This is a genomic window from Nonomuraea sp. NPDC050404, from assembly GCF_040655495.1.
Taxonomy (GTDB): Bacteria; Actinomycetota; Actinomycetes; order Streptosporangiales; family Streptosporangiaceae; genus Nonomuraea.
On the sequence record NZ_JBFAKB010000007.1, the window covers coordinates 206,422 to 221,175 of the forward strand.

The 14,754-nt window shown below is 71.1% G+C and carries 8 protein-coding genes; 4 read left to right on the top strand and 4 right to left on the bottom strand.

Annotated features, from left to right (window positions below; all coding sequences use genetic code 11):
- Positions 1-17: 17 nt before the first annotated feature.
- A complete protein-coding gene (locus AB0I81_RS21105) occupies positions 18-2,843 on the bottom strand; it encodes a BTAD domain-containing putative transcriptional regulator (protein WP_360659003.1) in 2,826 nt (941 codons plus the stop codon).
- Positions 2,844-3,039: 196 nt separating this feature from the next.
- On the opposite strand from AB0I81_RS21105, the gene AB0I81_RS21110 reads away from it, so the two are divergent.
- Positions 3,040-4,533 carry a helix-turn-helix domain-containing protein gene (locus AB0I81_RS21110; RefSeq protein ID WP_360659005.1) on the top strand — a complete coding sequence of 498 codons (1,494 nt, stop codon included), beginning with the start codon at positions 3,040-3,042 and terminating at the stop codon, positions 4,531-4,533.
- On the opposite strand, the gene AB0I81_RS21115 is transcribed toward AB0I81_RS21110, so the two are convergent.
- The 3 genes from AB0I81_RS21115 to AB0I81_RS21125 form a co-directional block, all read right to left on the bottom strand.
- Positions 4,530-7,376: a BTAD domain-containing putative transcriptional regulator gene (locus tag AB0I81_RS21115; RefSeq protein ID WP_360659007.1), complete on the bottom strand. Its 2,847-nt coding sequence runs from the start codon at positions 7,374-7,376 to the stop codon at positions 4,530-4,532. The two genes, AB0I81_RS21110 and AB0I81_RS21115, sit on opposite strands and share 4 nt — an antisense overlap.
- A gap of 130 nt (positions 7,377-7,506) precedes the next feature.
- Positions 7,507-9,489 (bottom strand): tetratricopeptide repeat protein, encoded by a 1,983-nt coding sequence (locus AB0I81_RS21120; RefSeq protein WP_360659790.1) that lies wholly within the window; start codon positions 9,487-9,489, stop codon positions 7,507-7,509.
- 21 nt (positions 9,490-9,510) lie between these two features.
- Positions 9,511-10,329 (bottom strand): AfsR/SARP family transcriptional regulator, encoded by an 819-nt coding sequence (locus AB0I81_RS21125; RefSeq protein WP_360659009.1) that lies wholly within the window; start codon positions 10,327-10,329, stop codon positions 9,511-9,513.
- A gap of 464 nt (positions 10,330-10,793) precedes the next feature.
- Here AB0I81_RS21125 and AB0I81_RS21130 point away from each other — a divergent pair, with 464 nt between their 5' ends.
- The 3 genes from AB0I81_RS21130 to AB0I81_RS21140 are packed head-to-tail and all read left to right on the top strand — an operon-like array spanning position 10,794 to position 14,720.
- Positions 10,794-12,077: a helix-turn-helix transcriptional regulator gene (locus AB0I81_RS21130; protein ID WP_360659011.1), complete on the top strand. Its 1,284-nt coding sequence runs from the start codon at positions 10,794-10,796 to the stop codon at positions 12,075-12,077.
- A 46-nt stretch (positions 12,078-12,123) separates the two neighbouring features.
- Positions 12,124-12,735 carry a copper resistance CopC family protein gene (locus tag AB0I81_RS21135; protein ID WP_360659013.1) on the top strand — a complete coding sequence of 204 codons (612 nt, stop codon included), beginning with the start codon at positions 12,124-12,126 and terminating at the stop codon, positions 12,733-12,735.
- On the top strand, positions 12,732-14,720 hold the full coding sequence (locus tag AB0I81_RS21140; protein WP_360659015.1) for a cytochrome c oxidase assembly protein: 1,989 nt from the start codon (positions 12,732-12,734) through the stop codon (positions 14,718-14,720). Before AB0I81_RS21135 ends, AB0I81_RS21140 begins: the two co-directional genes overlap by 4 nt.
- Positions 14,721-14,754: the final 34 nt, after the last annotated feature.

Below are 14,754 nucleotides of genomic sequence, written 5' to 3' on the forward strand. Positions count from 1 at the left end.
TCTTCCTCCAAGCACGTTCAGGCGGGCTCAGGTCCGTACATGGCCTCGCGGGCCGCGCGCACGGCCTCCTGCTCCTCCCGCAGCCGCCCCTCCCAGTAGTAGTGGCCGAGCCCACCGCCGCTCGCGGCGGCCTCGGTGATCCGGGAGAGCGCCTGGTCGAGATCGCCCAGCATCCGGTACGCCCTGGACAGGGCCATCAGCGACCGCTGCCGTGCGATGCGGTAACCGGACGCCGAGAGCAGTTCGTAGGCGTGCAGCAGATGGGGCAGGGCCCGCCCGGGGTCGTCGAGGCCGAGGTAGGCGTCTCCGAGCGTGGACAGAATCTGGCCCCCGAAGCCGTCGTCCCCGGCCTTCTCCGCATTGGCCGCGGCCTCGATCAGCACGTCCACGGCCTGCCGTGGCCGACTCGTGCCCACGTAGGCGACGCCCATGGTCATCAGCGCGTATCGGATGCCCACCTGACTGTCGATCTGCCTGGCCAGTTCGAGCTGACGTTCGGTCCAGGGCAGCGCCTCCGCATGGCGCCGGCCCGAGTTGTAGGCGTTGGCCAGGTTGCCGAGTGTACGCATCTTGTCGATCACGTCGCCGGTCCTCTCGGCGATCTCGAGCTCGGCCCGCAGATGCCCGACCGCTTCGTCCGTGCGCCCGAGCATGCGCAGGGCGTTGGCGAGGTGGCCGTGCGCGACCGCGAGATCGTGCGTGTCCTCCAGGCGCTCGCACACCTGCAGCGCCAGCGTGGCCAGGTCCCTGAGCTCCACCATGCGGTGCGAGCGCTCCTGGTGGCGATACAAGCTGAAGGCGATGCTGACACCGAGCCTGGCGACCGTGTCGTCCGGGGAGGCGAGCGCCTGGATGGCGGCGGCGGTCAGCACGTTCTCTTCCTGGAACAGCCAGGCGCGGGCCTCCTCGCCCGTGGTCACGTGGTGCGGTACGGCGTCCACCGGTTTGGTCATCACCATCCTGGGTGGGTCGGCGACGTGGGCGGCCAGCCGGGCGGAGGCGGCGTAGTAGGACAGGGCGCGGATCAGCGCGTCGCGGGCGCCGTCCGGTCGTAGCTCACTGGCGAACAGGCGGACGAGGTCGTGCAGCTTGTAGCGGTCGTGGGTGGCGTGGTCGAGCAGATGGGCGTCGGCCAGTCGTTCCAGCGCCCGCTCCGCGTCCTGCACCGGCATCCCGAGCAGCGCCGCAGTCACCTCAGCGGTCACTTCGGGCACGTGCAGGAGGCCGAGCAGTGACAGGGTGCGGGCGGCGAGCCGGTCCACGGGGCGTGAGCCGCGTTCCAGCATCGTGTGGCTGGCGCTCAGGCTGGAGCGGACCGCGAGGTCGCCCGCCGCCAGTTCGTGCAGGCGGCTGCGTTCGTCGCTGAGTCTGGCCGCCATCGCCGACACGCTCCAGCCGGGGCGGCTGGCCAGGCGCGCCCCAGCGATGCGCAGCGCCAGGGGGAGCCCTTCGCACAGGCTGATGAGGCGGGTCGTCTGGTCGGTGTCGGTCGAGACGCGGCCGGCGCCGATGAGTTCGGCGAGCATGGTGGCCGATTCGGCGTGTGACATCCGGCTCAGGCCGACCTGTACGGCGTCCTCGCCCCACGCCATGGACTCCCGGCTGGTCACCAGCAGCGTGCTGCCCAACGGCGTGGCCAGCAGCGGCCGGATCTGGCCGAGGTCGGCGGCGTCGTCCAGCAGGGCGAGCACCCGCCGGCCGTGCAGGTTGCTGCGCCACAGGGCCGCCGCCTCGTCCACGTCGGCGGGTACGGCCTCGGGGGGCAGGCCCAGGCCACGCAGGAAACGCCCGAGCACGTCCAGCGCGGTCAGGGCGGGCACGTCGGGCGTGGCGCCGTGGCAGCTCACGTAGAGCTGGCCGTCGGGGAAACGCTTCTTGGCCAGGTCGGCGGCCCGCGCGGCCAGGGTCGACTTGCCCACGCCGGCCGGTCCCGTGACGATCACCAGTGGGTGGGGCGGCGTGTCGTCACGGGGCGCCAGCAGTTCCTCCAGCCGGACCAGTTCCCGCGCCCTGCCCACGAACCCCGCGGGCGGGCGCGGCAACTCGTGCGGTACCACCGCCGGTGCCGCCGGGGCCTTGCCCCGCAGCACCAACTCGTGGCATCTGCGCAGACCCTCGCCGGGCGAGACGCCCAGCTCCTCGGCGAGCACGACCCGGCCTTCCTCGAAGACCGCCAGCGCCTCGGCCTGGCGGCCCGAGCGGTGCAGGGCCTTCATGAGCAGTTCGCGGGCCGGTTCGCGCAGCGGGTGCTCGCGGGTGAGGTGGCGCAGCTCCTCGACGACCTCGTGGTGGCGGTTCAGCCGCAGCAGGATCTGCGCGCGCCGTTCCCGCGCCGCGAGCCTGAGCGTGTCCAGGCGGCCCCGTTCCACGTCGGCGAACGGGCCGTGCAGGCCGCTCAGCGCGGTGCCCTGCCACAACTCCATCGCCTGGTCGAGCCGCCCCACGGCCGAGCTGTCGTCGCCGCCGACCTGCAGCCGGCGGGCCTCCTCCAGCCGATCGGTGAACAGCAGCGCGTCCACCCGGTCCGGAGCCAGGCGCAGGGTGTAGCCGGCCGCTGAGCCCGTCAGCAGGCGGGACGGCTCACGCCGCCCCCGGCCGGGTTCGAAGGCCCGGCGTAAGCCCGCGATATAGGTGTAGATGCTCTGCTCGGCGTTGCGCGGCGGATCCGCCCACAGGCCGGCCACGAGCTGGTCCATCGGTACGGGACGCGGCGCCCTGGTGGCGAGCATGGCCAGGAGCGCGCACTGCCGGGGAGGCCCGAGGTCGATGTGCTCCGTGACGTCACGGAGGCCGACCTCGGCGGTGACCGCGCCCAGAAGGCGGATGAAGATTCCCTCGCCCAAAACTGCCTCCGTCATCCCATCGAGCGGGCGTCAACGAGGCAGCGTAATGTCTGCGCCACCCCTGTGAAGCGGCCGAGGCAGGTTGTGGCAATGGAGATGTGGCCGAACACCGAGCGCTCCAGGTGCAGTACGAGGCTCCGGCCCGGCGTGAGATCCCCGGGTCAGCGAATCGCGGCGGGCTTGTATATTCCCCCAAGTGCGCATCTCCGACCTGCTGGCCATCGACGAACTGCGCCTGACCCTGCTCACCGGCGACCCCGGCCGCGAGTTCGGCACCGTGCACATCACCGACCTGCCCGAGCCCGGCCGCTACCTGGGCGGCGGCGAGCTGGTGCTGACCGGGCTGATGTGGTGGCACGAGCCGGGCGACTCGGCCCGGTTCGTGGCCGCGCTGGCCGAGGCCGGGGTGGCCGCGCTCGGGGCCGGGCAGGCGTGGCTCGGCCACGTGCCCGCCGACCTGGTGGCCGCCTGCGAGGCCGCAGGGCTGCCGCTGGTGCTGGTGCCCGTCGAGGTCTCCTTCCGCACGGTGGCCGAGGTGGTCGTGCCCCGGCTGGCCGGCGACGTGCGCGACGCGCTCGGCCGCCACCGCCGGCTGGTCGCGGCCATCGCCGAGGGCGCCGACCTGCGCGAGCTGTTCGAGCTCACCGCCGCCGAGCTGGGCGTCACCGGCGCGGTCGTGTCCGCCTCGGGACAGGTGATCGTGGGCGCGGTGGCCGATCCCGTACGGCTGGCCAAGGCGTACCTGACCGAGCCCCGGCTCCCGGTACTGGTCGGCGAGCACACGATCTTCGCGGTCGGGCGCGGCCACCGCGCCGCCGGCTGGGCGCTGGCCTGCGAAGGCGACCTGATGGGCCGGGCCGACCTGGGCTACGAGCTGGCCGCCTGCGTCGGGCTCGAACGCAGCCGCATGGAGGAGGGCCGCAGGGTCGAGCGCCGCCTGACCGAACAGCTCATCGTGGCCGCGCTGGCCGACGCCGACTCGGCCGAGCTCAACGCCAGGCTGCGGACGTGCGGGATCGACGCGGCGGAGCCGTACGCGGTGGTGAACGTCACCGCGCTGCGGCCCGGCGCCACCCGGGGCCCCGACCCCGCCACGCTCGGCGGGCAGATCGTGGAGGAACTGCTCGGCCGCGAGGTCGTGGCGGCGGCCGGCGCCGACGGCGCGGTCGCCGTGGTGCCGCTGCGCGAGCGCACCGCCGCCGAGCTGGCAGAGCGGCTGCGCGCCGGCGCCGGCGTGCTCGCCGCGCTGCCCGACACCCGCGTGTGCGCCGGCCTCAGCGGCGCGCTCACCGGCGCCGCCGCCGTCAAGGGCGGCGTGGAGGAGGCCGGGCACGCCCGCCGCCTGGCCGAGGCGCGCGGCGGCGGCGTGGTGACCAGCGACGAGATCTACACTCACGCGCTGCTCCTGGCCACGGTGCCCGGCGACGTTCGCCGCTCGTTCGCCGCCCGGCTGCTGACGCCGCTGCTCGACTACGACCGCAGGCACCAGTCCGAGCTGGTGCGCACGCTCGGCATCTACCTCGACTGCGCCGGCTCGTGGAACGCCTGCGCGGAACAGCTGCACGTGCACGTCAACACCGTGCGCTACCGCGTACGCAGGATCGAGGAGCTGACCGGCAGGGACCTGTCCACCATGGCCGACCGGGTGGACTTCTTCCTGGCACTCAGGGACACCGGTACGCCTCGCTAGCCCTCGTTCGAGGCCGAGGCGGCCTCGCGGGCCGCCCGCACGGCCTCCTGCTCCTCCCGCAGCCGCCGCTCCCAGCGGACATTGCCCAGCCCGCCACCGTTCAACGCCGCCTCGGTGATCCGGGAGAGCGCCTGGTCCAGCTCGCCCAGCGCCCGGTACGCCGCCGACATCGCGATCAGGCAGATCTGCAGCCTGAGCCGGTATCCGGTCCTCGTGAGCACCTCATACGCCTCATGCAGATAGGACAGGGCTTCCCTCGGGTCGTCCAAGAAGAGGTAGGCCTCCCCGAGGAATTCCAGGGTCTCTCCTTCGAAGCCGGCATCCTCTGCCTTCCTCGCGTTGGCCAGCGCTTCGTACAACGGGGGCAGGGCCTCTCGCGGCCGGCCCGCGCTCAGGTGAGAGTCACCGATACATATCAGCGCGTACCGGATGCCCACCTGCGACTCGATCTGCTTGGACAGCGCGAGCTGGCGCTCGGCCCAGGGGAGCGCCTCTTCGGGGCGCAGGCCCGAGTTGTGCATGGCGGACAGGTTCCCGAGCGTGCGCATCTCGTCGACGACGTCGCCGGTCCGCCTGGCGATCGCGAGTTCAGCCTGCAGATGCCCGATCGCGTCGTCGATGCGTCCCATCGCGCGCAGGGCGGTGGCGATATAGCCGTGCGCGATCGCGGCGTTGCGCTCGTCTCCCAGCCGTTCGGACACTGCCAGCACCATTGTGTTCAGCTTTTTTATCTCCACCATGCGCTGGGAGCGATCCTGGTGCCAGAACAGGCTGAAGGCGATGCTGACGCCCAGCCTGGCCACGGTGTCGTCCGGGGAGCCGAGCGCCTGGATGGCGGCGGCGGTCAGCACGTTCTCCTCCTGGAACAGCCAGGCGCGGGCCTCTTCGCCGGTGGTCACCTGGTGGGGCACGGCGTCCACCGGTTTCGTCATCACCATCCTGGGTGGCTCGGCGACGTGGCCGGCCAGCCGGGTAGAGGCGGCGTAGTACGACAGCGCGCGGATCAGCGCCTCCCGGGCACCCTCCGGGCGCAATTCGCCGGCGAACAGGCGGACGAGGTCGTGCAGCCTGTAGCGGTCGTGGGTGGCGTGGTCGAGCAGATGGGCGTCGGCCAGTCGTTCCAGCGCCCGCTCCGCTTCCGGCACCGGCATCCCGAGCAGCGCAGCCGTAGCCTCCGCGGTCACCTCGGGCACGTGCAGGAGGCCGAGCAGCGACAGCGTGCGCGCGGCCAGCCGGTCCACCGGGCGTGAGCCGCGTTCCAGCATGGTGTGGCTGGCACTCAGGCTGGAGCGGACCGCGAGGTCGCCCGCCGCCAGCTCGTGCAGACGGCTGCGTTCGTCGCTGAGCCTGGCCGCCATCGCCGACACGCTCCAGCCGGGGCGACCGGCCAGGCGCGCCCCAGCGATGCGTAACGCCAGGGGGAGCCCCTCGCACAGCCCGATGAGCCTGGTCGTCTGGTCGGTGTCGGCCGAGACCCGGCCGGCGCCGACGAGCCCGGCCAGCATCGTGGCCGACTCCGCGTGCGACATCCTGCCCAGCCCGACCTGTACGGCGTCTTCCCCCCAGGCCATGGTCTCGCGGCTGGTCACCAGCAGCGTGCTGCCCAACGGCGTGGCCAGCAGCGGGCGGATCTGCGACAGATCCGCGGCGTCGTCCAGCAGCGTCAGCACCCGCCGGCCGTGCAGGCGGGTGCGCCACATGGCCGCCGCCTCGTCCACGTCGGCCGGTACGGACTCGGGCAGCACACCCAGCCCGCGCAGGAAACGCCCGAGCACGTCAAGTGCGGTGAGCGCGGGCACGTCGGGCGTGGCGCCATGGCAGTTGACGAAGAGCTGGCCGTCGGGGAAGTGCTCCTTGGCCGCGTCGGCGGCCTGCGCGGCCAGCGTGGACTTGCCGACGCCCGCAGGTCCCGTGACGATCACCAGCGGGTGCGGCGGCGTGTCGTCCCAGGGGGCCAGCAGTTCCTTCAGCCGTATCAGCTCCGGCGACCTGCCGACGAATCCCGTCAGCGGGCGCGGCAACTGGTGTGGCCTCACCGGCCCGGAGCCGGAGCCGGAGCCGGAGGCGGAGTCGGTGTCGGCCCGCAACACCATCTCGTGGCACCTGCGCAGGCCCTCGCCGGGCGAGACGCCCAGCTCCTCGGCGAGCACGACCCGGCCCTCCTCGAAGACCGCCAGCGCCTCCGCCGGGCGGCCCGAGCGGTGCAGGGCCTTCATGAGTAGCTCGCGGGTCCGCTCGTGCAGCGGGTACTGGTGGGTGAGGTGGTGCAGCTCTTCGACGATCTCCCGGTGGCGGCCCATCCGCAGCAGGCTCTCCGCGCGCTGTTCCCGCGCCGCGAGCATGAGCGTCTCCAGCCGGGCCCGTTCCCTGTCGGCGAACGGGCCGTGCAGGCCGCTCAGCCCGGTGCCCCGCCACATCGCCAGGGCCCGGTCGAGCCTGTTCACGGCCTGGGCGTCGTCGTCGGCACGCTGGAGACGACGGGCCTCCTCCAGCCAGTCGGCGAACAGCAGCGCGTCCACCTGCGCCGGTTCCACGCGCAGGACGTAACCGGCCGGTGAGCCCGTCAGCAGACGGGACGGCTCACGCCGCCCCCGGCCGGGCTCGAACGCCCTGCGCAGGCCGGCGATGTAGGTGTAGACGCTCTGCTCGGCGTTGCGCGGGGGATCCTCCCAGAGGCCGGACACGAGGTTGTCCATCGGCACGGGATGCGCTCCTGCGGTGGCGAGCATGGCGAGGAGCGCGCGCTGCCGGGGCGGGCCGATGTCGATGGGCTGCGCGGTGCCCTCACCACGGAGCTCGGCGGCCACCGCGCCCAGAAGGCGGATGAAGATTCCCTCGCTCAAGCCGACCTCCATCATCCCGACAAAGCTGTATCAACGAGGCAGCGTAATGTGCTTGTCGCTGTTGTGATGTGAAAGGTTGCGCGCCTGGTTCATGCCGGATGCCGGGTTCTGTGACGCTGCGGACTTCTCGCTAGCGTTCAGGCGGTTCGGACGCGGCCTCACGTGCAGCCCGCACGGCCTCCTGCTCCTCCCGCAGCCGCTGCTCCCAGCGGGCATGGCCCAGCGCGCCACCGTTGAGTGTGGCCTCGGTGATCCGGGAGAGTGCCTGGTCCAGCTCGCCCATCGCCCGGTGCGCCATCGAGATCGCGATCATGCAGCGCAGCCGCATGATCCGGTAGCCGGCGGTCGCGAGCAGCTCGTAAGCCTCCCGCAGATGGGAAAGCGCCTCCTCCGGATCCTCCAAACAGAGGTATGCCTCCCCTAGCGACAACAGGGACTGCCCCTCGTACAGGGGATCCCCTGCCTCCCGCGCGTTGGCCACAGACTCGTGGAGTGGGGGGAGGGCCTGCCGCGGGCGGCCCGCGCCCACGTGGGCGTCGCCTATGGCGCTGAGCGCGTACCGGATGCCCACCTGTGAGTCGATCTGCCTGGCCAGCGCGAGCTGGCGCTCGGCCCAGGAGAGCGCCTCCTCGAAGCGCTGGCCCGAGTCGTAGATGGTGGCCAAGTTTCCGAGTGTCCGCATCTCGTCGACGGCGTCGCCGATCCGCCTGGCGATCTCGAGTTCGGCCTGCAGATGGCTGATCGCCTCGTCGATGGCTCCCATCGTACGCATGCCGCTGGCGATGTTGCCGTGCGCGATCCCGGCGTCACGTTCATCCCCCAATCGCTCGCACACCTGCAGCACCAACATGTTCAGGTTTTGCAGATGCACCATGCTGTGTGAGCGCTCCTGGTGCCTGAACAGGCTGAAAGTGATGCTGACGCCAAGCCTGGCGACCGTGTCGTCCGGGGAGGCGAGCGCCTGGACGGCGGCGGCGGTCAGGACGTTCTCCTCCTGGAACAGCCAGGCGCGCGCTTCCTCGCCCGTGGTCACGTGGTGCGGTACGGCGTCCACGGGTTTGGTCATCACCATCCTGGGTGGGTCGGCGACGTGGGCGGCCAGCCGGGCGGAGGCGGCGTAGTACGACAGAGCACGGATCAGCGCGTCTCTGGCGCCCTCCGGTCGTAGCTCACTGGCGAACAGGCGGACCAGGTCGTGCAGCCTGTAGCGGTCATGTGCGGCGTGGTCGAGCAAGTGCGCGTTCGCCAGTCGATCGAGCGCCCGCTCCGCGTCCGGTGTCTCCGTCCCGAGCAGCGCCGCGGCTGCCTCGACGGTCATCTCTGGCACGTGCAGGAGGCCGAGTAGCGCCAGGGTGCGGGCGGCGAGCCGGTCCAGGGGGCGCGAGCCGTGTTCCAGCATTGTGTGGCTGGCGTTGAGGCTGGAGCGGACCGCGAGGTCGCCTGTCGCCAGTTCGTGCAGGCGATTGCGTTCGTCGCTGAGCTTGGCCGCCATGGCTGAGACGCTCCAGTCGGGGCGGGCGGCCAGGCGTGCCCCGGCGATGCGCAGGGCCAGTGGGAGCCCTTCGCATAGTCCGATGAGCCTGGCGGTCTGTTCGGTGTCGGCCGAGATCCGGGCGGTGCCGGCGAGCTTGGCCAGCATCGTGGCCGACTCCGCGTGGGACATCCTGCCGAGGTCGAGTTGGATGGCGTCCTCACCCCAGGCCATGGTCTCGCGGCTGGTCACGAGCAATGTACTGCCCAGCGGCGTGGCCAGTAGTGGCCGGATCTGGGCCAGGTCGGCGGCGTCGTCCAGCAGGACCAGCACCTGCCGCTCGTGCAGGCGGCTGCGCCACATGGCCGCTGCCTCGTCGAGGTTGGCGGGTACGGTCTCGGGCGGTACTCCCAGTCCGCGCAGGAACCTTCCGAGCACGTCGAGCGCGGTGAGGGCGGGCACGTCGGGTGTGGCGCCATGACAGTTCACGTAGAGCTGGCCGTCGGGGAACTGCTCCTTGGCGGCGTCGGCGGCCTGCGCGGCCAGGGTGGACTTGCCCACGCCCGCAGGTACCGTGACGATCACCAGCGGGTGTGGCGGCGTGCCGTCCCGGGGCGCCAGCCGTTCCTTCAGCCATGACAGCTCCCGAGATCTGCCGACGAACTACGCAGGCGGGCGGGGCAACTGGTGGGGTGCCGCCACCGTGTCGGCGCTGTCGGCCCGTAGCACCATCTCGTGGCATTTGCGCAGGCTCTCGCTGGGCGAGGTGCCCAGTTCCTCGGCGAGCACGACCCGGCCCTCTTCGTAAACCACTAGCGCCTCTGCTTGCCGGCCCAATTCGTACAAGGCCTTCATGAGCAGTTCGCGGGTTCGTTCGTGCAGCGGGTGCTGGTGGGTGAGGTGGCGCAGCTCCTCGATGGCCTCAAGATGGCGGTCCAGCCGCAGCAGGATCTCGGCGCGCTGTTCCAGTGCCGCGAGCTTGAGCGCGTCCAGCCTGGCCCGTTCCGTGTCGGCGAATGGGCCGTGCAGGCCGCTCAGCGCGGTGCCCTGCCACAGTTCCAGGGCCTGGTCGAGCCGGGCCGCGGCCTCGCGGTCATCGCCGTCGTGCAGGAGGCGGCGGGCCTCGTCCAGGCACTCGGCGAACAGCAGCGCGTCCACCTGCGCGGTGTCCACGCACAGGGTGTAGCCGGCCTGCGAGCCGGTCAGCAGGCGGGACGGCTCGCGCCGCCCGCGGCCGGGCTCGAAGGCCCGGCGTAAACCGGCGATGTAGGTGTAGACGCTCTGCTCGGCGTTGCGCGGGGCGTCACCCCAGAGGCCGGCCACGAGTTGGTCCATCGGGACGGGACGGGGTGCCTGGGTGGCGAGCAGGGCGAGGAGCGCGCGTTGCCGGGGAGGGCCGAGTTCGATGGTTTCCACGGCGCCCTGCTGGCGGGACTCAGCGGCCACCGCACCCAGGAGCCGGATGAAGATCTCCTCGCCCAAAACCTGCCTCCGTCTTCCCATCGACCGGGCGTCAACCAGGCAGCGTAAATCTTTTCGCCGACCGCATGAAGGGGCCACCGTCATGTAGATCAAATGTAGAAACCCCGCGCTAGGCTAACGCCGAACGCGGGGCTTCGGGGCGCTCTGGGGTGAGAGAAGACACGGCGAGCCGATGCGTTGTGCGCCGCTGTCGAGGCCGAGGTCTACCGGGCGCGGTGCGGTGTCGAGCCTGGCAGATGAGCCTGTTTGTCTCTACTCCAGACTTGGTTCAGCAGCAGGGGCTGTCGTCCGCTACTGCCCTAAGGGCAGACGAACCGGTGCTCGCGGCCGTAGCATTACCTCCAATGGCTACCGCGAACAGGACTGCGGTGACTACAGCAGACAGGGCAAGACGCATGTGCATGGGGGTTCATCCTCGCCTATGTGGGGTTTGCTCGGACTCATCTTCTCAGGGAGCGACGCCTGTGACCACATCTGACCTGGTCGGACTCCGCATTAAGACGGTCCGGCGACAACGTGGCCTCTCCCAGGCGCAGTTGGCGCACCCCGAGTTGTCGGACAGCTATGTCTCGTTGATCGAGAGCGGCAAGCGTACCCCGACTCCTGCAGTTCTTGAGTTGTTGGCGCAAAAGCTGGACTGCTCACTGTCCTATCTGATCAACGGTGTGACCGCCGAGCAGATGGAGGACATCGAACTGGCCCTCGGTTATGCGCGGCTCGCACTTGAGAATGGCGAAGTCCAGGAGGCCCGTACCCGCTTCGCCGAGTTGCTGGCGAACAACAACCTGACAGGGCTCACCACCCTACGTCAAGACACGGAATTCGGTCTCGCGCTCGCCACCGAGGCCTGCGGAGACCTCGATGAGGCGATTTCCATCCTGCTCGGGCTGCGCGAGGAGGACCTGCCCACGGAGCGCCGCATCGAGGTGATGATGGTGCTCTGCCGCGCCCACCGCGACAGCGAGCGCCTGACCGAGGCGGTCGAGGTCGGCGAGCAGATGCTGGCCGGCAGCGCCCGTCTGCCCTGGAGCGACTCCCTGGTCGAGCTGGCGGCCACCCTGCTGTCGGCCTACATGTGGCGCGGTGACCTGCTGCGCGCCCGCCAGTTCGCCGCCGAGTTGCTCAACGCCGCCGACGCCCTGGGCACCCCGCGCTCGATCGTGGCCGCCAATTGGAACGCTTCGCTGGTCGCGCAGGTAACCGGCCACCACGAGGAGGCGCTCTCCTTCGCCGAACGCGCGATGGCTATGCAGGCGGAGACCGGCCAGCCGCGCGGCCTTGCCAGGATGCGCCTGTCGCTGCTGCGGGTCCGGCTGCGGGCCCGGCCCATGGAAAGCGAAGCCGTACGCGACCTGCTGCGCGCTTCGGTGGCGGAGTTCGAGCAGACCTCGACCAGCATGATCGATCGCGCCCGCGTGCACGTGGAGCTGGCCAACGCCGAGTACATGAGCGGAGATTTCGACAAGGCCGTCGAGCACGCCACTATCGGGAGGTCCTTGGCCCCCGAGTTCAAGCACGTGCTCGGCGCCGAGGCCGGGCTGCTGCTCAGCAGGGTATACAACGCGGTCGGCCGTCATGAGGAGGCCGCGGAACACGCCACGTCGGTGCACGACTGGCTCACCCCGCTGCCCGACTCCCGCCGCTCGGCCTCCACCTGGTTCGCCACCGCGGAGACCATCGAGGCACTCGGCGACGCCGACGGAGCCGTGGAGGCCTATCAGCGGGCACTGGCCTGCGCTGGTTTGTAGAGCGAAGTCCGGACCGGGCGGTGGCATCGGTAGCCTTGAGGATGCCATGAAGACAACCCCGTTCGCGGCCCTCACCGCGATCCTCGCCGCCGCCCTGTTCGTGCTCGGCACCGCCGCTCCCGCGCTGGCGCACGACACGCTCAAGAGCAGTTCCCCGGCCAAGAACGCCAAGGTCGAGTCCCTCGAAGAGGTCAGGCTCGAGTTCAGCGCCAAGGTCCGCATGCCGTTCGTCATCGTGCGTGGCGACGGAGACGCCCAGCTTCAGAGCGGAAAGCCCGAGCTGGACGGATCCGTGGTGACGCAGGCCGTGGACGGGCCGCTGCCGGACGGGAAGTACACGATCGCCTACCGGGTCGTCTCCTCCGACGGGCACCCGATCGAGGGGGAGATCCCGTTCAGGGTGGAGGGGGCGGAGACGCCGTCCCCGAGCGCGAGCGCGCCGCCGACCGGCGCGTCCCCTGCTCAGTCGGCCCCGCCTGCCTCCGCGGCCCCGCCTGCCTCCGCGGCCCCGCCTGCCTCCGCGGCGCCGGCGCCCGAGCAGGCTTCGGTCGAGGAGCAGCAGGGTGTGTCGTTCCCCATCTGGCTGATCATCGTCATCGGCGCGCTCGTCGGCATCGGCATCGGGTTCCTGCTCAGCTCGCGGAAGAAGCAGCCGTGAGCCGGGCGGCGCGCCTCGCGCTCGTGGCCACGGCGGCGGGGGTCGCCGCCCTGGCCATCGGCATGATCGCGGGCGGCAGGGCGTTCCCCAGGATCATTCCGGGGCTGCCCGACTCCGGCGCGTTCGTGCGGTGGGGTCTGCCGCTGTCCAAGCTGGCCATGGACGCGGCCGGTGTGGTCACCGTGGGCCTGCTGCTGATGGCCGCCGCGCTGCTGCCCAACGACAAGGGCGTGCTCGGCAAGAGCGCGCTCGACTACGTCAAGGCCGCCTCGTGGGCCGCGCTGGTGTGGGCCGGGGCGGCGTTCCTGTCCATCGTGTTCGGCGCCGCCGAGTCCATCGGCAGGACCGTGCCGCAGATCCTCGAACGCACCATCCTGACCAGCTACGCCACCCAGACCACGCAGGGTGTCGCCCTGACGCTCGTGGTGCTCTTCGGGGTGGCCATCGCGCTGTTCTCGCGCGGCGCCATCACGGCGGGCGCGGCGGCGGGGCTGCTGGTGTTCGCCATGGTGACGCTGCTGCCCGCGCCGCTCACCGGGCACACCTCCTCCTCGCCCAACCACGACCTGGCCACCTCCTCGGTGTCGCTGCACCTGCTCTCGCTCGCCCTGTGGGTGGGCGGGCTCGGCGTGCTGGCCCTGCACGCGCTGCGCAAGCAGCCGCAACTCGACGTGGCGGCGGCGCGTTTCTCCCAGATGGCGCTGTGGTGCTACGTCGGGGTCGGGCTGTCCGGGGTGTTCGCCCTGGTCGCGCGGCTGGGCTCGATCTCGGACCTGTGGACGGGCGAGTACGGCCTGCTCGCCGTGGCCAAGATCGTGGCCTTCGTGCTGCTCGGCTACGTCGGCTACTGGCACCGGCAGCGCACGCTCGTGGACCTGGAGGCCGGCAAGCCCAGGGCGTTCACCCGGCTGGCCGGTGGCGAGACGGTGCTCATGTTCGCCACCATGGGCGTGGCGGTGGCCCTGTCGCGTACACCGCCGCCCGAGTTCAGCCTGCCCGCCGACCGGGCGTACGAGCTGCTCGGCTTTCCGCTCCCGCCGCCGATCACGGTGGGCAACGTGGTGTCGATGTGGTGGTTCGACCTGTTCTTCGCCGTGGTGGCGGGCGTGCTGGCCGGCCTGTACGCGCTCGGCGTGCGCCGCCTGCTCCGGCGCGGCGACCGCTGGTCGTGGGGCCGCACCGCCTCCTGGTTCGCAGGCGTCGCGCTGCTGGTCTTCGCCACGCAGAGCGGCCTGGCCAGGTACGCCCAGGTCATGTTCGACGTGCACATGATCGAGCACATGACGCTGTCCATGGTGGTGCCGATCTTCCTGGTCCTCGGCGGGCCCGTCACGCTGGCCCTGCGCGCGCTCAAACCGGCGCCCAGGAGGGGCGACAGAGGGCCGCGCGAGTGGATCACCACGATCCTGCACAGCCGGTTCACCAAGGTCATCAGCCATCCCGTGGTCGCGACCGCGATCTTCGTCGCCTCGACGTACGCGCTGTACTTCACGCCCTTGTTCGAGTCGGCGATGAACGAGCACCTCGGCCACATCTGGATGACCCTGCACTTCCTGCTCAGCGGGTGCCTGTTCTTCTGGGTGATCATCGGCGTCGATCCAGGGCCCAACCGGCTCCCGTACGTCGGACGGCTGTTGATGCTCTTCGTCACCATGCCCTTCCACGCCTTCTTCGGGATCGCGCTGATGATGATGGGCAGCGTGATCGCCTCGGGCTGGTACGAGCAGCTCGGGCGCACCTGGGGCGACACGCTGATCCAGACGCAGCGCGACGGCGGGGCCATCGCGTGGGGGTTCGGCGAGATCCCGACGCTCATCGTCCTGCTGGCCATCGCCCTGCAGTGGTACAAGGACGACGACAGGCAGGCGCGACGCGCCGACCGCAAAGCCGATCGCAGCGGGGCCGGAGACCCCGAACTCGACTCCTACAACGCCTACCTCGCCCGCCTGAACCGCGCGGACAAAGGGGCAGGCAAGGGTGAGTGACCGCTTGCGTACCGGCACGGCCGAGTAGCCGTTC

Bases quoted from the DNA above. Each gene is read 5' to 3' on its own strand.
- AB0I81_RS21135 (WP_360659013.1), top strand. From the start codon at position 12,124: ATGAAGACAACCCCGTTCGCGGCCCTCACCGCGATCCTCGCCGCCGCC.